This window comes from Pseudomonas putida NBRC 14164, from assembly GCF_000412675.1.
GTDB classification, from domain to species: domain Bacteria; phylum Pseudomonadota; class Gammaproteobacteria; order Pseudomonadales; family Pseudomonadaceae; genus Aquipseudomonas; species Aquipseudomonas putida.
In genome coordinates, this window is record NC_021505.1 from 5,199,763 (window position 1) to 5,217,528 (window position 17,766).

Annotated in this window: 19 protein-coding genes; 7 read left to right on the top strand and 12 right to left on the bottom strand. The window is 62.0% G+C overall.

Annotated elements, in window-relative coordinates; translation table 11 throughout:
• Window positions 1-62: 62 nt before the first annotated feature.
• The 5 genes from PP4_RS23080 to rplU all read right to left on the bottom strand — a co-directional run bounded on the left by PP4_RS23080 (window position 63) and on the right by rplU (window position 3,750).
• Window positions 63-524 (bottom strand): CreA family protein, encoded by a 462-nt coding sequence (locus PP4_RS23080; protein ID WP_016501541.1) that lies wholly within the window; start codon window positions 522-524, stop codon window positions 63-65.
• Window positions 521-1,639 carry a glutamate 5-kinase gene (gene proB / locus PP4_RS23085; RefSeq protein WP_016501542.1) on the bottom strand — a complete coding sequence of 373 codons (1,119 nt, stop codon included), beginning with the start codon at window positions 1,637-1,639 and terminating at the stop codon, window positions 521-523. The genes PP4_RS23080 and proB overlap by 4 nt, the downstream gene beginning before the upstream one ends.
• A gap of 85 nt (window positions 1,640-1,724) precedes the next feature.
• The gene (gene cgtA / locus PP4_RS23090) at window positions 1,725-2,951 is read right to left on the bottom strand and encodes an Obg family GTPase CgtA (RefSeq protein ID WP_016501543.1); all 1,227 of its coding nucleotides are present in this window, start codon (window positions 2,949-2,951) and stop codon (window positions 1,725-1,727) included.
• 188 nt (window positions 2,952-3,139) lie between these two features.
• On the bottom strand, window positions 3,140-3,397 hold the full coding sequence (gene rpmA, locus PP4_RS23095) for a 50S ribosomal protein L27 (RefSeq protein WP_003247464.1): 258 nt from the start codon (window positions 3,395-3,397) through the stop codon (window positions 3,140-3,142).
• Between the two features lie 38 nt (window positions 3,398-3,435).
• Window positions 3,436-3,750, bottom strand: coding sequence for a 50S ribosomal protein L21 (gene rplU, locus PP4_RS23100; protein WP_003247466.1), 315 nt, complete (start codon window positions 3,748-3,750; stop codon window positions 3,436-3,438).
• 244 nt (window positions 3,751-3,994) lie between these two features.
• Between rplU and PP4_RS23105 the strand changes: the two genes are divergently transcribed.
• The 3 genes from PP4_RS23105 to PP4_RS23115 all read left to right on the top strand — a co-directional run bounded on the left by PP4_RS23105 (window position 3,995) and on the right by PP4_RS23115 (window position 5,802).
• On the top strand, window positions 3,995-4,963 hold the full coding sequence (locus PP4_RS23105; RefSeq protein WP_016501544.1) for a polyprenyl synthetase family protein: 969 nt from the start codon (window positions 3,995-3,997) through the stop codon (window positions 4,961-4,963).
• A 167-nt stretch (window positions 4,964-5,130) separates the two neighbouring features.
• Window positions 5,131-5,472: a zinc ribbon domain-containing protein YjdM gene (locus tag PP4_RS23110; protein WP_016484830.1), complete on the top strand. Its 342-nt coding sequence runs from the start codon at window positions 5,131-5,133 to the stop codon at window positions 5,470-5,472.
• Between the two features lie 84 nt (window positions 5,473-5,556).
• Window positions 5,557-5,802 carry a PA4570 family protein gene (locus tag PP4_RS23115; protein ID WP_016484829.1) on the top strand — a complete coding sequence of 82 codons (246 nt, stop codon included), beginning with the start codon at window positions 5,557-5,559 and terminating at the stop codon, window positions 5,800-5,802.
• A gap of 135 nt (window positions 5,803-5,937) precedes the next feature.
• Here the strand turns inward: PP4_RS23115 and PP4_RS23120 are convergent, their stop codons facing one another.
• From PP4_RS23120 to PP4_RS23140, 5 genes are all read right to left on the bottom strand, one after another.
• A complete protein-coding gene (locus PP4_RS23120) occupies window positions 5,938-6,555 on the bottom strand; it encodes an FKBP-type peptidyl-prolyl cis-trans isomerase (RefSeq protein ID WP_016484828.1) in 618 nt (205 codons plus the stop codon).
• A gap of 85 nt (window positions 6,556-6,640) precedes the next feature.
• Window positions 6,641-6,946, bottom strand: a complete 306-nt coding sequence (locus PP4_RS23125) for a DUF6482 family protein (protein WP_016501545.1) — start codon at window positions 6,944-6,946, stop codon at window positions 6,641-6,643.
• A 128-nt stretch (window positions 6,947-7,074) separates the two neighbouring features.
• Entirely contained in the window at window positions 7,075-7,563 is a 489-nt protein-coding gene (locus PP4_RS23130; RefSeq protein ID WP_016501546.1) for a TIGR00645 family protein, read from the bottom strand.
• Window positions 7,564-7,758: 195 nt separating this feature from the next.
• The gene (locus PP4_RS23135) at window positions 7,759-8,097 is read right to left on the bottom strand and encodes a PA4575 family protein (protein ID WP_016484826.1); all 339 of its coding nucleotides are present in this window, start codon (window positions 8,095-8,097) and stop codon (window positions 7,759-7,761) included.
• A 161-nt stretch (window positions 8,098-8,258) separates the two neighbouring features.
• The gene (locus PP4_RS23140) at window positions 8,259-10,697 is read right to left on the bottom strand and encodes a Lon protease family protein (RefSeq protein ID WP_016501547.1); all 2,439 of its coding nucleotides are present in this window, start codon (window positions 10,695-10,697) and stop codon (window positions 8,259-8,261) included.
• A 261-nt stretch (window positions 10,698-10,958) separates the two neighbouring features.
• On the opposite strand from PP4_RS23140, the gene PP4_RS23150 reads away from it, so the two are divergent.
• From PP4_RS23150 to PP4_RS23165, 4 genes are all read left to right on the top strand, one after another.
• Window positions 10,959-11,447 carry a DUF3015 domain-containing protein gene (locus tag PP4_RS23150; RefSeq protein ID WP_016501548.1) on the top strand — a complete coding sequence of 163 codons (489 nt, stop codon included), beginning with the start codon at window positions 10,959-10,961 and terminating at the stop codon, window positions 11,445-11,447.
• 71 nt (window positions 11,448-11,518) lie between these two features.
• Window positions 11,519-13,372 carry an Lnb N-terminal periplasmic domain-containing protein gene (locus tag PP4_RS23155; RefSeq protein WP_016501549.1) on the top strand — a complete coding sequence of 618 codons (1,854 nt, stop codon included), beginning with the start codon at window positions 11,519-11,521 and terminating at the stop codon, window positions 13,370-13,372.
• A 91-nt stretch (window positions 13,373-13,463) separates the two neighbouring features.
• Entirely contained in the window at window positions 13,464-13,820 is a 357-nt protein-coding gene (locus tag PP4_RS23160) for a lipoprotein (protein ID WP_041167873.1), read from the top strand.
• Between the two features lie 68 nt (window positions 13,821-13,888).
• Window positions 13,889-14,386 (top strand): GreA/GreB family elongation factor, encoded by a 498-nt coding sequence (locus PP4_RS23165; RefSeq protein ID WP_016501551.1) that lies wholly within the window; start codon window positions 13,889-13,891, stop codon window positions 14,384-14,386.
• Between the two features lie 132 nt (window positions 14,387-14,518).
• Here the strand turns inward: PP4_RS23165 and gdhA are convergent, their stop codons facing one another.
• Window positions 14,519-15,859 carry an NADP-specific glutamate dehydrogenase gene (gdhA, locus tag PP4_RS23170; protein ID WP_016501552.1) on the bottom strand — a complete coding sequence of 447 codons (1,341 nt, stop codon included), beginning with the start codon at window positions 15,857-15,859 and terminating at the stop codon, window positions 14,519-14,521.
• 220 nt (window positions 15,860-16,079) lie between these two features.
• The gene (gene ettA / locus PP4_RS23175) at window positions 16,080-17,747 is read right to left on the bottom strand and encodes an energy-dependent translational throttle protein EttA (RefSeq protein ID WP_016501553.1); all 1,668 of its coding nucleotides are present in this window, start codon (window positions 17,745-17,747) and stop codon (window positions 16,080-16,082) included.
• Window positions 17,748-17,766: the final 19 nt, after the last annotated feature.

The following is a 17,766-nucleotide window of genomic DNA, read 5'->3' on the forward strand; positions in this document are numbered from 1 at the left end:
ACCTGTGGGAGCTGGCTTGCCGGCGAATGGAGGCCGTAGGCCTCCCGCGATTCAACAGGCTATCAATGAGCCCAAGGCAGGATCGGGATCGCGGTCACTGCGTTCTGCGGACTGCCTTCGATCATGCGGTCGCTGTACACCAGGTACACCAGCGTATTGCGCTTCTTGTCCAGGAAGCGCACCACCTGCATGGTCTTGAACACCAGCGAGGTGCGTTCCTTGAACACTTCCTCGCCGTCTTTCAACTCACCCTTGAAGTTGATCGGCCCGACCTGACGGCAGGCAATCGACGCCTCCGCACGGTCCTCCGCCAGCCCCAGGCCACCCTTCATGCCGCCAGTCTTGGCCCGCGACAGGTAGCAGGTCACGCCCTCCACCTTGGGGTCGTCAAACGCTTCGACCACGATGCGGTCGTTCGGCCCCAGGAACTTGAAGACGGTGGACACCTGGCCGACTTCCTCGGCCCCGGCCAGCATTGGCAGCGCCAGCGCCACCACGGTAATCACTCGCTTGAACAGGCTCATACCAGCACCAGATTGTCACGGTGTACCAGCTCGGGCTCAGCGCTATAGCCGAGGATCGACTCGATACCATCGGACGACTGACCGATGATCTTCTGCGCCTCCAGGGCGCTGTAGTTGGCCAACCCGCGGGCCACTTCAACACCGTCCGGGCCAACGCACACCACCATCTCGCCACGACGGAAGCTGCCCTGCACGGTCTTCACGCCAACCGGCAACAGGCTCTTGTTGGCCTGGCGCAGCGCCTGCACGGCGCCGGCATCCAGCACCAGGGTGCCACGGGTCTGCAGGTGGCCAGCCAGCCACTGCTTGCGCGCAGCGAGCATGCCGCGCTCGGGCGACAGCAAGGTACCCAGGCGCTCGCCCGCCTTGAGGCGGTCCAGCACGCGCTCGATGCGGCCACCGATGATGATGGTGTGGGCACCGGAACGGGCGGCCAGGCGCGCGGCGCGCAGTTTAGTCTGCATGCCGCCACGGCCCAGGGCACCACCGGTACCACCGGCCACGGCATCCAGCGTCGGATCGTCGGCCCGGGCTTCGTAGATCAGCTGGGCTTCGGGGTTGTTGCGCGGGTCGGCGTCGAACATGCCATCGCGGTCGGTGAGGATCACCAGCAGGTCGGCCTCGACCAGGTTGGCCACCAGCGCTGCCAGGGTGTCGTTGTCGCCGAAGCGGATTTCGTCGGTGACCACGGTGTCGTTTTCGTTGATCACCGGCACCACGCCCAGGTCGACCAAGGTGCGCAGGGTGCTGCGGGCGTTCAGGTAACGCTTGCGGTCGGACAGGTCGTCATGGGTCAGCAGGATTTGCGCGGTGTGCTTGCCGTGTTCGCCGAAGCTCGACTCCCAGGCCTGCACCAGGCGCATCTGGCCGAGCGCGGCAGCGGCCTGCAGCTCGTTCATCGCGCTCGGTCGCGAAGTCCAACCCAGCTGGCTCATGCCGGCAGCCACGGCCCCGGAGGAGACCAGTACCAACTCCACGCCTGCCTCACGCAGCGCGACCATCTGCTCGACCCAAACGGCCATGGCACCGCGGTCGAGGCCCTTGCCATCAGCGGTCAGCAGAGCACTGCCAATCTTCACGACCCAGCGCTTGGCGCCCGTCACCTTGCTTCGCATCTTCTTCCAACCTATGTCGAATCTGTAGATACCGTGGATACAAAAACGCCGCTCCAGAGAGCGGCGTTTAGTGTACTGCAACCGGTCAGTCGCGCACGTAAATGATTTCCGGACCGTCTTCGTCGTCCTCGAAATCATCATCCCAAGCGTCATCGTCACCGATGTCGTGCACGCTCTTGACGCCAGTACGGCGCAAGGTACGCGCGTCGTCCAGGGCCTGCAGCTGGGCACGGGCTTCGTCTTCGATGCGCTGGTCGAGGTCGGCCAGCTCGGCGGCGTAGGCCGGGTCGTTGGCCAGGCGGTCGGCGCGGTCTTCAAGGTAGCGCATCAGGTCGTGGCTGAGCTTGTCGGTACCCTGCTTGGAGATCGCCGAGATCACGTAGACCGGGCCTTCCCACTCCAGGCGATCGATCACCTCCTGAACACGCTCATCGCGCTCGTCGTCCATGACCATGTCCGACTTGTTCAGTACCAGCCAACGCTCACGCTCGGCCAGCGATGGGCTGAAGCGGGTCAGCTCGTTGACGATCACTTCGGCAGCATCGGCCGGGCTGCTTTCGTCCAGCGGCGCAATGTCCACCAGGTGCAGCAGCACGCGGGTGCGCGCCAGGTGCTTGAGGAAGCGGATACCCAGGCCGGCACCGTCGGAGGCGCCTTCGATCAGGCCAGGGATGTCGGCGATGACGAAGCTCTTCCAGCGGTCGACGCTGACCACGCCCAGGTTTGGCACCAGGGTGGTGAACGGGTAATCGGCCACTTTCGGCTTGGCGGCCGAGACCGAGCGGATGAAGGTACTCTTGCCGGCGTTTGGCAGGCCCAGCAGGCCAACGTCAGCCAACACCTTCATTTCCATCTTCAGGTCGCGCTGGTCACCCGGCTTGCCTGGCGTGGTCTGGCGCGGTGCACGGTTGGTGCTGGACTTGAAACGGGTGTTGCCCAGGCCGTGCCAGCCGCCTTGGGCGACCATCAGCTTCTGGCCAGGGGTGACCAGGTCACCGATCACTTCCTGGGTGGAAGCGTCAATCACGGTGGTACCGACCGGCACGCGCAGGAACAGGTCTTCACCCTTCTTGCCGGTGCAGTCGGTGCTGCCGCCATTGGAGCCGCGCTGGGCTTCGTGGTGACGGGTGTAGCGGTAGTCGACCAGGGTGTTCAGGTTTTCGTCGGCGACCATGTACACCGAGCCGCCGTCACCGCCGTCACCGCCGTTAGGGCCACCGTTCTCGATGAACTTCTCGCGACGGAAGCTCATGCAACCGTTGCCGCCGTCACCGGCCTTGACCCGAATCGATACTTCGTCAACAAACTTCATTAAAACCGCCTCTCGTCGGTAGACGAGTTGAATGAATCAAAAACATGAGGCTCTTGCAAAAATGAGCGCGGCGGCCCCGTACGACCGTAGAAACCAACGCCGGCAACCCAGACAAACAGCTTTGCAAGAGGCTCACCACAAACGAAAAAGCCCCGTCGCATGACGGGGCTTCTGGAGCGACGTCGCGATTAAGCGGCGACGATGCTCACGTAACGGCGCATGAACTCGCCTTTCTTCTCGAACTTGATCACGCCTTCGATCTTGGCGAACAAGGTGTGGTCCTTGCCCATGCCAACGCCGTAGCCAGCGTGGAATTCAGTGCCGCGCTGACGGACGATGATGTTGCCTGGCTTGATAACCTGGCCGCCATACATCTTCACGCCAAGGCGTTTAGATTCTGAGTCGCGACCGTTACGAGTACTACCACCAGCCTTCTTGTGAGCCATGGTTCAATTCTCCAAATAAATTCAGGGGATCTAGGGGATTAAGCCTGGATGCCGGTGATTTTGATCTCGGTGAACCACTGGCGGTGGCCCATACGCTTCATGTGGTGCTTACGACGACGGAACTTGATGATGCGAACCTTGTCGTGGCGGCCTTGCGAAACGACTTCGGCCACTACTTTAGCGCCAGCAACAACTGGAGCACCGATGGTGACTTCTTCACCGTTGGCGACCAGCAGAACGCGATCGAAAGTCACGGATTCGCCAGTGGCGACTTCCAGTTTTTCGATCTTGAGGAATTCACCTTCAGCGACTTTGTACTGCTTGCCGCCGGTAACGATTACTGCGTAAGACATGGTATTTCTCCGATAATCCTGCTCACCCAGCGCTTTATATGATGAGTATTGGCTGGCATGGCTGCACAAGGCTGGAACGGCCCGGCGCAATTGCGTAAGGCAGGTGCTGCCCAGGAAGTTAGGGTGCGCGATTGTACGCAACCCTGGTTTTGCTTGCAAGTGCCGCCCCCGGCCCGCTGGCACCGCGCCTTGACACACCGGTACCCGCGACCTAGCATGCCGCGCAACCTCACTGGAGCAGCCGATGCAACCCCAAACCTTCTACCGCGCGGTGGCTGATGATTTCAGCGCCGTCGACGAGATCATCAAGAAGCAGCTGACCTCGCGCGTGCCGCTGGTATCGAAGATCGGCGACTATATCACGTCGGCCGGTGGCAAGCGCCTGCGTCCCCTGCTGGTACTGCTGTGTGGCAAGGCCCTGGGCCGCGAAGGCGACGACCTGCGCCTGCTGGCTGCCACCATCGAATTCCTGCACACCGCCACCCTGCTGCACGACGACGTGGTCGACATGTCCGGCATGCGCCGTGGCCGCTCCACCGCCAACGCCCTGTGGGGCAACGCGCCGAGCGTGCTGGTGGGCGACTTCCTTTATTCGCGCTCGTTCGAAATGATGGTCGAACTGGGTTCGATGCCGGTCATGCAGATCCTGTCCAAGGCCACCCGTGTGATTGCCGAAGGTGAAGTGCTGCAGTTGTCGCGGGTACGCGATGCCAGCACCACCGAGGAAATCTACATGGAGGTGATCCGCGGCAAGACCGCGATGCTGTTCGAAGCCTCGACCCACAGCGCCGCCGCGCTGGCCGAAGCCACCGACGAGCAGCGCGAAGCCCTGCGCACCTTCGGTGACCACCTGGGCGTGGCCTTCCAGCTGGTCGACGACCTGCTGGACTACAAGGGCGACTCGCAAACCCTGGGCAAGAACGTCGGTGACGACCTGGCCGAGGGCAAGCCTACCCTGCCACTGATCTACACCATGCGCGAAGGCACTGCCGAGCAGGCTGCGCTGGTACGCCAGGCGATCCAGAAGGGCGGCCTTGAGGATCTGGAACAGATCCGCGTGGCGGTCGAAGCGTCGGGCGCGCTGAAGTACACCGCAGAGCTGGCGCGCGACTATGTGAAGCGCGCCATTGCATGCCTCGAAGTGCTGCCTGCCAGTGAGTACCGGGATGCCCTGGTCGAGCTGAGCGAGTTTGCGGTCGCGCGTACGCACTGACAGAGCGAGTCGCCTTCATTCGCGGGCAAGCCCGCTCCTGCAGGATTGCGTCGCCTGCAGGAGCGGACTTGCCCGCGATGCGTTTTGTCCGGACATAATCACTTCTCGGAAAATACCTTTTACAATGTGGGTTTTTAACCGCCCGTCTGTTTGTTTGAGGAACCGAAGTGAGCACTTTGCCACCCTGCCCAAAATGCAATTCCGAGTACACCTATGAGGATGGCACTCAGCTGATCTGCCCTGAATGCGCCCACGAGTGGTCTGCCAGTGGCGACGCCGAAGCGGCCAGCGACGAGGCGGTGAAGAAGGACTCGGTCGGCAATATCCTGCAGGACGGCGACACCGTCACCGTGATCAAGGACCTCAAGGTCAAGGGTTCGTCCCTGGTGGTGAAGGTCGGCACCAAGGTCAAGAACATCCGCCTGTGCGACGGCGACCACGATATCGACTGCAAGATCGACGGTATCGGCGCCATGAAACTAAAGTCCGAGTTCGTTCGCAAAGTCTGATTACAGAAAAAAAGGCCAATTGGCGCTTGCTATTCTGATAATAAGAATTATTCTCATTGGAACTGGTATCCAAGGAGAATAGCCATGACTTATCTGATTGACGCTTGGCTTGACCGCCCTCACCCCTACCTGCGCATTCTTCATCGCGAAACCGGCGAAGTGTGCGCGGTGCTTGAAGAAGAAGCGCTCGACGAACTGCGTGACCAGGGCGACCTGGACATGAGCGGGCTGAATTCGAGTGAACCGGGGGTGCTCAAGGAGCTGGTGCGCAACCTGTTTCTGTTCTGCTATGCGCGGGCATTGCGCCCGATGGGAACAGACTGGAACTGAGGGCCCTGGCGAGGGCTTCGCCCTCGATCGCGGCACAAGGCCGCTCCTACAGGGGACGCATCCCGCCGAGGGATCGCATATTCCTGCAGGAGCGGCCTTGTGCCACGAATGGGCCGCAACGCGGCCCAAGCGGTATTACAGAACGTCGAGCAGCTCGACGTCGAACACCAGCACGCTGTGCGGCGGGATGCTGCCAACGCCTTGGGCGCCGTAGGCCAGCTCGCTCGGCACGTACAGGCGCCATTTGCTGCCGGCATTCATCAGCTGCAGGGCTTCGGTCCAGCCAGCAATCACGCCACCAACCGGGAATTCAGCCGGCTGGCCACGCTCGTAGGAGCTGTCGAACACGGTGCCGTCAATCAGGGTGCCGTGGTAGTGCGTACGCACGTTGTCTTCGCGAGTCGGCTTGGCGCCTTCACCTGCGGTCAGTACTTCGAACTGCAGGCCCGAAGCCAGGGTGGTGATGCCATCACGCTTGGCGTTTTCAGCCAGGAATTCCTTGCCAGCGCCAGCAGCGGCTTCAGCCTTGGCAGCCGCTTCGGCTTGCATGATGTCGCGGATCACTTTGAAGCTGGCCGACAGGTCGGCTTCGCTGACGCGGCTGTCGGCGCCGTTGAAGGCGTCGGTCAGGCCGGCCAGGATGGCTTCCAGGCTAACACCTGGTGGCGGGTTGTCGCGCAGCTGGCCGCCCAGCTGACGGCCGATACCGTAGCTGACGCGCGTTTCGTCGGTAGACAGATTGAGTTCGGACATTGTCGTGCTCCACTGCAGGGCGCAGTGCAGCCGCGCCCTTGATGAAAAGGGCGAGCAGCCTAGCACACTGATGAGCTGCGAGCAGCTACCAGGCCGAACGCTGGGAAATCGGCACCTTGAGGTCTTCTTCGGGGTGCGAACCCATGCCGCACATTTCATCCTGCACCGACCAGTGCACCAGGTTCATCGAGACCATGGGGATGGTTTGCAGCAACTTGCGGGCATCCTCCACCGAGTGCACGCGCAAGCGCTCGCCACGGGTGTCAGACAACGGGTGGGCGCGGCCTTTGAGCCGGGCTTCAATGAGGTAATCGCCGCCTTCGATGGCGATCAGGTTCACTTCGTCGACATGGCCAGCCCTGGCCTCGAGATTGAGCTGATGCAGGTTCATGTAAGCACCTCGCGATGAGAACCACGCATGAGTGCTCATTTTTCGTACAGGCGAGGCTAAAGCACAAGCCAGAAACGACACCGCCCGTCCGTTTTGCAACAGACGGGCGGTGCAGGCAACAACCGGGCTCAGTGCTTGGTCAGCTTGTCCAGGTAGCCCATGCAGAACGCCGAAACCACAAAGGTCATGTGGATGATCACGTACCACATCAGGTAGTCGGTGGAGATGTTCTGGGCATCCATGAACACCCGCAGCAGGTGAATGGACGAAATCGCCACGATCGACGCAGCCACCTTCATCTTCAGCGACGAGGAGTCCATCTTGCCCAGCCAGTTGAGCTTTTCCTTGCTGTCGTCGATGTCCAGTTGCGAGACGAAGTTCTCGTAGCCGGAGATCATCACCATCACCAGCAGGCCACCCACCAGCGACATGTCGATCAGCGAGAGGATCACCAGGATCAGGTCAGCTTCGCTCAGGGCAAAGACGTTGGGCAGGACGTGGACCACTTCCTGGAAGAATTTCAGCGCCAGGGCCAGCAGGCCGAGGGACAGGCCGAAGTAGATGGGGGCGAGCAGCCAGCGCGAGGCATACATCGCGTTTTCGAGAATACGTTCCATGGAGGGTTTGGGACTCGTCAGGTGACTAAAAAAACGACAGCGAGTATAGCCAGCCACCTGTTACAGCAAAAGCCCGGTGAATGGGGCTGCTTTGCAGCCCATTCGCAGCACAAGGCTGCTCCTACAGGAGATCACAGTCCCTTGTAGGAGCAGCCTTGTGCTGCGAATGGGCCGCAAAGCGGCCCCCGGCATCAATCAGGTCTCAGGATGAAACTGATAATCCCCCAGATTCCGGCACCGCTCGCCATTGATCCGCCGCAACTGAGCCTGCAAATGCAAACACCAGATCTGCGGGTCTTCGGATACCTGGTAGCCATGCAAGGTCAGGCTGTCGACAATGGCGTTAAGCACCGATTCGGCCACCAACGGCCCATGAAACGGCCCTTGAGCCTTTATCGCGGAAGGTTGCTCACCGGCCATGCCGGCGGCGAACAGCAGCGTCCACATGCCGTTATCCCCGGCCAGTGGGCGAATGCTGCATTCGATGCGGGTCACCAGGCCCAGGCACTGGCGTGTGAGGCTGAGGTTGCGCATGGCCGCGTCCCCTCCAATAAGCCTTGTTCAGCCTGAACACCAGGCTGTTTCCATCCTGAACGCTGATACCGTCCTTAAGTTCCAGCATAGAATAACAGCACCAAAAGATGGAAAACCGGCGCTGAACGGTAGCACATCGCCGCCAGCGCCGGTTTATTGACTCAGGCCGGTTTGGCTTGGGCAATCACCTCTTCCAGGCGTTCTTTTTCTGCCTTCTCGATGTCTTCCTCGCTGATCATTTCGGCGATTTCACGCAGGCGCTCCACCACCCGGGCGTTGACGCTGCCCTCGGTAAACAGGCCTTGGTCATCAAGCACCCCGGCCTCCTCACCCACCAGCAGGCTCAGCGCCTCATCGGCCTGGCTGACCGCGTAAACGTGGAACATGCCGTTCTCCACAGCCTGCAGCACGCGCTCGTCCAGCATCAGGGTGGCCACGTTGGCACGCGGAATGATCACCCCCTGCTCGCCAGTCAGGCCACGCGCCTCGCACAGGCGGAAGAAGCCCTCGATCTTCTCGTTGACCCCGCCCACGGCCTGCACTTCACCAAACTGGTTGATGGAACCGGTGATGGCGAAGCACTGCTTGAGCGGCGTGCGCGACAAGGCCGAGATCAGCGTGCAGGCTTCGCCCAGCGAGGCGCTGTCACCGTCCACATAGCCGTAGGACTGCTCCAGGGCGATGCTCGCAGAAATCGCCAGCGGGAACTCCTGCGCATAGCGGCTGCCCAGGTACCCGGTGAGGATCATCACACCCTTGGAGTGGATCGGCTGGCCAAGGTTGACCTCGCGCTCGATGTCGACAATGCCGCTGCCGCCCGGGTACACGGTGGCAGAGATACGCGCCGGCATACCGAACGCCGAATCGCCCACTTCCAGCACGGTCAGGCCGTTGCACTTGCCGATGGCCGCCCCTTCGGTATCGATCAGGATAATGCCGGCCAGCATGTCGTCCAGCACCCGCTGCGAAACACGCCCAGTGCGGGTGGCCTTGGCCTTGAGCGCACGTTCGATATGCCCGGCGTCGGTCATTTCGTCACTGGCCAGCTGACGGATGAAATCGGCTTCGCTGACCAGCTGGAACAGATCGCCGATACGCGCCGACAGGCGTGATTGGTTCTCTGCCAGCCGGGCGCTGTAGGTGGCCAGGCGTGCTACCGCGTCACTGGTCAGCGGCGCCATGCCCTCTTCGTTGGTACGGGTACGCAACAGCTGGGCGAACTGCTCCAGGTTCTCGTCGACCATGGGCATGTCTTCGTCGAAGTCCACCAGCACGCGGAACATCTCCTGGAAGTCCGGGTCGTGGTCCTGCAGCGCGTAGTACAGCTGGCGTGAGCCGATGATCACCAGTTTCACGTTCAGCGGAATCATCTGCGGCTGAAGGCTGACGCTGGCCACACGGCCCAGTTCACCGATGGGTGACTCCATCTTCAGCTTGCGCGACTGCAGCGCACGCTTGAGCGCATCCCACACGAACGGCTCGCCGAGCATTTTCTCGGCTTCAAGAATCAGGAAGCCGCCGTTGGCACGGTGCAACGCGCCTGGGCGCAGCTGGCGGTACGAGGTGTACAGCGCGCCCTGGTCGGTGCTGTATTCGATGCGGCCGAACAGGTTGTCGTAAGTCGGGTGCGGCTCAAACACCACTGGCGCGCCACCGGCGGCATGGTGGCCGACCACCAGGCTTGGGGCGTACTGCTCTTCCAGCAGCTTGCGCGCGGCGGCGTCGGTCTTGCTGTCGTCGACCAGTTGCTCGACCACGGTGCGCAGCAGGTTGAGTTGCACTGACTGCAGGTAAGCGCACACCGCGGCGTTCTCGGCGTACTTTTCCGACAGCGGCGCCAGCAACGGCTGCAAGGCCAGGGTGATGGTTTCTTCGTTGAGCTGGCGCAGCTGGTTGTTCGACTCGCGCTTCCACTGCGGCAGGCTGGCCAGCTCTTCGTTCAGCTGTTCCTCGAGCAAGGCAATGTCTTCGTGGAACTGCTCGCGCACCGCTTCAGGCAACTGGGCGAACTCGGCTTCATCCAGCGCCTTGCCCTCTGCCATCGGCGTGAAGGCGACGTTACTGGCGTCGCGGTACAAGGCCACGTCCTTTTCCAGCGATGCCCGCTCGATCACATCCAGGGCGCGGTCGTAGCGCTGGTTGAAGGCGCGGTCGATGGCGCCTTTCTTCTGTTGGTACGACGGGTGCTCGAACACTGCCGGGAAGGTGGCCAACAGGTTGTCGATCAACCCGCCCATGTCGGCGATGAACGCACCGGCGCTGCCCGACGGCAATTCCAGGGCGCGGGGCTCGCGGGTGTCATCGAAGTGGTTGACGTAGACCCAGTCGGCCGGGGTCTGCTGGCGCTTGCCCTCGGCTTTGAGGTAGCGCTTGACGAACGAGAAGCGCCCGGTGCCGGGCTCGCCCATCACGTATACGTTGTAACCGGGGCGGGGCATGGCCACGCCGAACTGCAGGGCCTCGACAGCACGTTCCTGGCCCAGGACTCCGCGAAACGGCTCCAGATCGTCGGTATGGGTAAAGGCAAACTGCTCGGGGGAGAAACGCCGGGTCAGGGCTTCAGGCGCGAGACGCAGGCGCGCAGCGACAGGATCGGGCATTGGGTTTCCTTACTTCGGCGGGGCAGATGAGCAGCATTCTGGCGCTGCCCCAGCGCGCCTTGCAAGGCTCTACGGGACTTTATATCGCGGCAGGTCGCAGCCAGTGCAGGTCATGTAACAGCAAATTTTTCGCAATCAACAACGCAACCTTTAGATCGTGCCTAAACTCCAAGCTGCGCGGGTGGGTGAAAAGCTTTCCCGACCTGGCAACCGAGTTGCCAGAAACCCTGACCCTTGGTTAAGACAAAGAGAACAAATGCTATGAAACGGATTCTTCTGGGTACTCTGTTCACCGTGGTCTCGCTCAACGCCATGGCCGAAGCGCCTGGCGGCCCGAACTGCGGCTGGGGCAACATGCTGTTTGAAGGCCAGCGCGGCACTCCCGCACACTTCCTGGCTTCTACCACCAACGGCACTTCCGGTAACGCCACCTTCGGCATGACCTCCGGCACCAACGGCTGCTCGACCAAGGCTTCGCTGACCTACGGCGGCAAGTCCTGGTTTGCCATGAACGGCATGATGAACGAGCTTTCCGAAGACATGGCCATGGGCCAGGGCGAAGCACTGACCACCTATGCCGTAGTGCTTGGCGTGGCCCCGGAAGACCGCGTCTACTTCAACTCGGTTACCCACCAGCACTTCAACCAGATCTTCAGCAGCGCCGACGTCACTGCCGAAACTGTCCACACCAACACCCTGGCCGTTCTGAAGAGCGACCCACGCCTGGCCAAATACGCTACCGAGGCCTAAGCACTGCTGTTCCCGCCCCCACGGGGGCGGGTTTCGCCTTTTTCGGCATCGTGAAGAAGTAGTTGCCCGATATGCTCAAACGCCTCGCTTCCCTGGCGCTGTGTGCCTGCGCCCCTGTTCATGCCGCGCCCGTGCTGGATCAAGGCCGTCTCCAGCAACTGGCCAATACCCCTTACTGGCTCGCCATTGGTCACTACGAAACCGCCAAGCTCGGCGGCTGGCGTAGCTATGTGGACGATGATGCCTTCTTCCTCGCCGAGGACGGTGCGCACCACCCCGACCAAGAGCTGCAAGCCACGGTCGAAGCGCTGTATGCCCCGGCCAGCCTGGGCGACAAGCACGCCCAATGCGTATTCCCCGCCCGCACCCGCTGGCTGCGCGAACAGCTTGACCTGCAAGGCTTGCCGCAACCGGACTGCCAGGAGTTCAAGACCTGGTACAAGTCGATCGACCCGCACAGCGCCGCGCTTATATTTCCGGCGGCCTACCTGAACAGCCCGTCTTCGATGTTCGGTCACACCCTGCTGCGCATCGACCAGTCCAACACCCGCAGCGACGACACCACGCTGCTGAGCTACGCGATCAACTTCGGGGCCTACATCGAAGGCAGCGACAACAGCATCCTGTACGCCTGGAAGGGCCTGATGGGCGGCTACCCAGGGCTGTTCGCGCTGATGCCCTACCAGGAGAAACTGTCCGAATACCGCAGCCTGGAAAACCGCGACCTGTGGGAATACCAGCTGGACCTCACCCCCGAAGAAACCGGGCGCATGGTCGAGCATGTGTGGGAGTTGAAGCAGATCCAGTTCGACTATTTCTTCTTCGACGAAAACTGCTCGTATCGCCTGCTGGAGCTGCTGCAAGTGGCTCGGCCGAGCCTGGACCTGACCTCGCAGTTCCCGCTGACCGCCATCCCGACCGATACGGTGAAGGCCGTGAAACAGTCCGGCCTGGTCGCCAGCGAGGTCTACCGCCCTTCCCGCGAACGTGAACTGCTGGCCCGGGCAGAGCCGCTGGACCACGACGAAAAGCGTCAGGTGCTGACCGTGAGTGCCAACACTGCACAGTTGCAGAGCCCTGAGTTCAAGGCCCTGCCCCGCGAACGCCAGGCGTTGGTACAAGACGCCGCCTATCGCCTTGAGCGTTACCGGGCCAATGGCCAGGAACGCGACCCTGGGCAGGCGAAACGCAGCTTCGAGCTGCTGCGGGCGATCAACAGCAACCCGCCGCCGCCCTTGCAGATCGAGCGCCCCGGCCTGCCTGAAGACGGCCATGACTCACGCACCTGGCAACTGGGCGTGGGCACCCGTGAAGACCGCGCCTACGCCGAGTACGGCCTGCGCATGGCCTACCACGACCTGAACGACAATGCCTACGGCTTCCCGCTGGGGGCGCAAATCGAGATCCTGCAGCTGAAGGTGCGCCAGTACGAGGGTAATGACTGGCAGGTGCAGCGCTTGGACCTGGCCACCATTCGCTCGCTGACACCTCGCAACGAGCTGCTCAAACCCTGGTCGTGGCAAGTGGCTGGCGGCCTGGAGCGGGTGCCGGGCAAGCATGATGACGAGGTGCTGGTAAGCCACGTGAACGGCGGCGCCGGTGGCACCTGGCAACTGGCCGACGGGTTGCTGGGTTTTGCCCTCGGTACGGTGCGGGTCGAGCATCACAACGACTTCGCCCAGTTCATCGCCCCGGCGGCAGGGTTCAATGGCGGCCTGCTGTGGCGCAACGGCTTGGGCAACATGACGCTGGAGGCAAAGGGTGATTACTTCACCAACGGCGAAGTGCGGCGCAGTGTGAGCCTGAACCAGCAGTGGGAGATCAGCCAGAACCTTGGGCTGCGGTTGAGTGCCTCGCGCGAGTTCAGCCACCTGGCTACCGCGCAGAACGAGGTAATGCTCGAATTGAAGTGGTACCACTACTGAGTGATCCAATCGACTCTTTGACACTGTTTTGACAGCTCCTCGACAAATGGCCGCCTAGACTTTCCACTATCTAGGGGAGGGTCTGGTGGTCATGTCGCGGTACTGGTTCGGCGTGTGCATTGCGTTGTTGCTGTCAGGTTGCGAAACCACCCACGAGCAGATGCTCAACCATGGTTATCCCCCTGCCTATGCCGATGGCTTTGAGGATGGCTGCAGCAGCGGCCGGCAGGCGGCCGGGCTGATGGTGGGCGGCTTCAGCAAGAACGTGCCGCGCTACCTGCACGAGCGCCAGTACGAAACCGGCTGGGACGACGGCTTCCGCCAGTGCCACGCCATGCAGAACAGTGAAGAACAGCGCGAGTACCACGAACGCTTCTGGGACCAGCGCGACCGCGATTGGGAACAGGAAAAGGACCGTGGCGCGGCCAAGGCTTATCGCCACAACTGAGTCGCAAACGGACATTCCTTGAAACCGGCGGCCTGCCATGATGGTCTCCTGCACATAGGAGGCCCTGCATGAGCCGAGCATTCGTCAACGAAGACCAGGCTGCCGCCCAGGCCGACCAGCCGGTCGAGCGCCGTGTCAGCGAACAACCCAACTACCTCACCGCCAACGGCCTGCGCCAGCTCCAGGCCCGCGTGGCCGAGCTGAATGCCTTGCGCAGCGAACTGCAGGCGCAGGGCGAACGTGGCGACAAGCAGCGGCTGGCCGATACCGAGCGGGACCTGCGTTACTTCAGTGCGCGAGTGCAGAGTGCCCAGGTGGTGCCGGCAGCCACCTCACACAGCAAGGTGCAGATTGGTAGCCGGGTGCGGTTTGTCGATGCGCAGGACCAGGAGCAGGTGGTGCAGCTGGTGGGCGAGGATGAAGCGGATGCCGGGCGGGGGTTGATCAACTGGGGTTCGCCACTGGGGCGGGCGTTGCTGGGCGCGGGGCCTGGGGATGAAGTGGTTTGGCGGCGACCGGTGGGGGATCAGGTGATTGAAGTGGTCGGGATCGAGGGTGAGCCCTGAGGAGGCCGCCGTGCGGCCCATCGCCGGCAAGCCAGCTCCCACAGGGTCATCACAGCCTTCGAGCCCTATGATGACCCTGTGGGAGCTGGCTTGCCGGCGATGGGCTGCAAAGCAGCCCCAAAAAACTTCAGGTCAGACTACGCCTTGGGCCAGCATCGCATCAGCCACTTTCACAAAGCCTGCGATGTTCGCACCTTTGACGTAGTTGATACGGCCATCCGCTTCTTCACCGTAGTGCACGCAAGCATGGTGAATCGACTGCATGATGTTGTGCAGCTTGCTGTCCACTTCACCGGCAGTCCACAGCAGGCGCATGGCGTTCTGCGACATTTCCAGGCCCGACACAGCCACGCCGCCGGCGTTGGAGGCTTTGCCCGGGGCATACAGGATGCCGGCGTCCAGGAAGATATCCACAGCTTCGAGGGTGGTCGGCATGTTGGCGCCTTCGGCCACGCAGATGCAGCCGTTGCGCAGCAGCGTGCGGGCGTCTTCGGCGCCCAGCTCGTTCTGCGTGGCGCACGGCAGGGCGATGTCGCACGGCAGGCTCCACGGGGTCTGGCCCTTGCGGAACTCCAGGCCATACTGCCCCGCCAGTTCGCTCAGGCGGCCACGCTTGACGTTCTTCAGCTCCATCAAGGCGTCCCACTGGGCATCGGTCAGGCCGGCTTCGACGTACAGGGTGCCTTCGGAGTCGGACAGCGAGATCACTTTGCCGCCCAGGTCCATCACTTTACGCGCCGCATACTGGGCCACGTTGCCCGAGCCGGAAACCGCCACGCGGCGCCCGTCGATACGCTTGTCCTGGCGTTTGAGCATTTCTTCGGCGAAGTACACGCAGCCGAAGCCGGTGGCTTCCGGGCGAATCAGGCTGCCGCCGTAGGTCATGCCTTTACCGGTCAGCACCGACGTGAACTGGTTGGCCAGGCGCTTGTACTGGCCAAACATGAAGCCGATTTCGCGGGCGCCCACGCCGATGTCACCGGCCGGTACGTCGCAGTCAGCGCCAATGTGACGGTACAGCTCGCTCATGAACGCCTGGCAGAAGCGCATCACTTCGGCGTCGCTCTTGCCTTTAGGGTCGAAGTCCGAGCCGCCCTTGCCGCCGCCCATGGGCAGCGAGGTCAGGGAGTTCTTGAACACCTGCTCGAAAGCCAGGAACTTCAGCACGCTGAGGTTTACCGACGGGTGGAAGCGCAGGCCGCCCTTGTACGGGCCGATGGCGCTGCTCATCTGGATGCGGTAGCCGCGGTTGACCTGCACCTTGCCTTGGTCATCGACCCAGGAAACGCGGAACAGCACCGCGCGCTCAGGCTCGACCATACGCTCGAGGATGCCCGATTGCAGGTAGTGGGGGTTGGCTTCAAGGAACGGCCACAGGGTGCGCAGCACTTCTTCCACCGCCTGGTGGAATTCCGGTTGGCCGGGGTCACGCTGTTGCAGGCGTGCAAGGAAATGGTCGACAGATTCGATCATGGTAGACATCTCACCAAGAGGATTGGACTTATTGGTTTTTTTCGAATGTACCAAGAAGCAATCGCACTGGAATAGGGCGAAATGTCGTTTTTTTGAAATTATTTGGTGCGTTTTATATAAGTGTATACAAAACACGCGCTTGATCAGCTGTTTTCCCGCTTGAGCCAGGCACAAAAATGGGGCCACCAAGGGCCCCATTCTTGTGCATCAGAAAACCGGCTTACTGGGCCAGTTTCTTGTGCCGTACACGGTGCGGCTGGGCAGCAGCATCGCCCAGGCGCTTCTTGCGATCGGCTTCATACTCGGTGTAGTTGCCTTCGAAGAACACCACGTTCGAGTCGTCTTCGTACGCCAGGATGTGGGTAGCCACACGGTCCAGGAACCAACGGTCGTGGGAAATCACGATCGCGGCGCCCGGGAAGTCCAGCAGGGCTTCTTCCAGCGAACGCAGGGTTTCGACGTCGAGGTCGTTGGACGGTTCGTCGAGCAGCAGGACGTTACCGCCCTCCTTCAGGGTCAGGGCCAGGTGCAGGCGGCCACGCTCACCACCGGACAGGTCCTTGACGAACTTCTGCTGGTCGCCACCTTTGAAGTTGAAGCGGCCAACGTAGGTACGCGACGGGATCTCGTAGTTGCCGATGCGGATCTGGTCGGAACCGTCGGAAATCTGCTGGAACACGGTCTTGGCGCCGTCCAGGTCTTCGCGGCTCTGGTCCACGCAGGCCAGTTGCACGGTTTCACCGATCTCGATGCTGCCCGAGTCCGGCTGTTCCTTGCCCATCAGCATGCGGAACAGGGTCGACTTACCGGCACCGTTACCACCGATCACGCCGACGATGGCGCCTTTTGGCATGGCGAACGACAGGTTGTCGATCAGCACGCGGTCGCCGTAGCCTTTGGAGACGTTCTTGAACTCGATGACCTTGTCGCCCAGGCGCGGGCCAGCCGGGATGTAGATCTCGTTGGTTTCGCTGCGTTTCTGGAATTCCTGCGACTGCATTTCTTCGAAGCGCTGCAGACGGGCCTTGGATTTGGACTGACGAGCCTTGGCGCCTTTGCGCACCCACTCCAGTTCCTCTTTCATGGCCTTCTCGTGGGCGCTCTGCTGCTTGGATTCCTGCGCCAGACGGTCCGACTTGGCTTCCAGCCAGCCCGAGTAGTTGCCTTCGTACGGGATACCGGCGCCGCGGTCCAGCTCCAGGATCCAGCCAGCGACGTTGTCGAGGAAGTAACGGTCGTGGGTAATGGCTACCACGGTGCCAGGGAAGTCGTGCAGGAAGCGCTCAAGCCACGCCACCGAATCGGCATCCAGGTGGTTGGTCGGTTCGTCGAGCAGCAGCATGTCGGGGGCCGACAGCAGCAGGCGGCACAGGGCCACACGGCGCTTTTCACCACCGGACAGGTGCTCGATTTTTGCGTCCCAGGCCGGCAGGCGCAGGGCGTCGGCGGCGACGTCCAGCTGACGCTCCAGGTTGTGGCCATCGGCGGCCTGCAGGATGGCTTCCAGCTTGGCCTGCTCGGCGGCCAGCTTGTCGAAGTCGGCATCCGGGTCGGCGTAGGCGGCGTAGACCTCATCCAGGCGTGCCTGGGCGTCCTTGATCACGCTGACCGCTTCCTCGACCACTTCACGCACGGTCTTGGTCGGGTCCAGTTGCGGTTCCTGTGGCAGGTAACCCACGTTGATGTCGGGCATCGGACGGGCTTCGCCGTCGAATTCCTTGTCGACGCCCGCCATGATCCGCAGCAGGGTCGATTTACCGGCACCGTTCAGGCCGAGCACGCCAATCTTGGCGCCCGGGAAGAACGACAGGGAAATGTTCTTGAGAATTTCCCGCTTCGGCGGCACGACCTTGCTCAGCCGATGCATGGTGTAGACGTATTGAGCCAAAACCAAGCCCTCTAATTCA

What these genes read in the sequence shown, in the direction of transcription:
- PP4_RS23080 (WP_016501541.1), bottom strand. Translation starts at nt 524, where the DNA reads ATGAGCCTGTTCAAGCGAGTGATTACCGTGGTGGCGCTGGCGCTGCCA.
- proB (WP_016501542.1), bottom strand. Translation starts at nt 1,639, where the DNA reads ATGCGAAGCAAGGTGACGGGCGCCAAGCGCTGGGTCGTGAAGATTGGC.
- cgtA (WP_016501543.1), bottom strand. Translation starts at nt 2,951, where the DNA reads ATGAAGTTTGTTGACGAAGTATCGATTCGGGTCAAGGCCGGTGACGGC.
- rpmA (WP_003247464.1), bottom strand. Translation starts at nt 3,397, where the DNA reads ATGGCTCACAAGAAGGCTGGTGGTAGTACTCGTAACGGTCGCGACTCA.
- rplU (WP_003247466.1), bottom strand. Translation starts at nt 3,750, where the DNA reads ATGTCTTACGCAGTAATCGTTACCGGCGGCAAGCAGTACAAAGTCGCT.
- PP4_RS23105 (WP_016501544.1), top strand. Translation starts at nt 3,995, where the DNA reads ATGCAACCCCAAACCTTCTACCGCGCGGTGGCTGATGATTTCAGCGCC.
- PP4_RS23115 (WP_016484829.1), top strand. Translation starts at nt 5,557, where the DNA reads ATGACTTATCTGATTGACGCTTGGCTTGACCGCCCTCACCCCTACCTG.
- PP4_RS23120 (WP_016484828.1), bottom strand. Translation starts at nt 6,555, where the DNA reads ATGTCCGAACTCAATCTGTCTACCGACGAAACGCGCGTCAGCTACGGT.
- PP4_RS23125 (WP_016501545.1), bottom strand. Translation starts at nt 6,946, where the DNA reads ATGAACCTGCATCAGCTCAATCTCGAGGCCAGGGCTGGCCATGTCGAC.
- PP4_RS23130 (WP_016501546.1), bottom strand. Translation starts at nt 7,563, where the DNA reads ATGGAACGTATTCTCGAAAACGCGATGTATGCCTCGCGCTGGCTGCTC.
- PP4_RS23135 (WP_016484826.1), bottom strand. Translation starts at nt 8,097, where the DNA reads ATGCGCAACCTCAGCCTCACACGCCAGTGCCTGGGCCTGGTGACCCGC.
- PP4_RS23140 (WP_016501547.1), bottom strand. Translation starts at nt 10,697, where the DNA reads ATGCCCGATCCTGTCGCTGCGCGCCTGCGTCTCGCGCCTGAAGCCCTG.
- PP4_RS23150 (WP_016501548.1), top strand. Translation starts at nt 10,959, where the DNA reads ATGAAACGGATTCTTCTGGGTACTCTGTTCACCGTGGTCTCGCTCAAC.
- PP4_RS23155 (WP_016501549.1), top strand. Translation starts at nt 11,519, where the DNA reads ATGCTCAAACGCCTCGCTTCCCTGGCGCTGTGTGCCTGCGCCCCTGTT.
- PP4_RS23160 (WP_041167873.1), top strand. Translation starts at nt 13,464, where the DNA reads ATGTCGCGGTACTGGTTCGGCGTGTGCATTGCGTTGTTGCTGTCAGGT.
- PP4_RS23165 (WP_016501551.1), top strand. Translation starts at nt 13,889, where the DNA reads ATGAGCCGAGCATTCGTCAACGAAGACCAGGCTGCCGCCCAGGCCGAC.
- gdhA (WP_016501552.1), bottom strand. Translation starts at nt 15,859, where the DNA reads ATGATCGAATCTGTCGACCATTTCCTTGCACGCCTGCAACAGCGTGAC.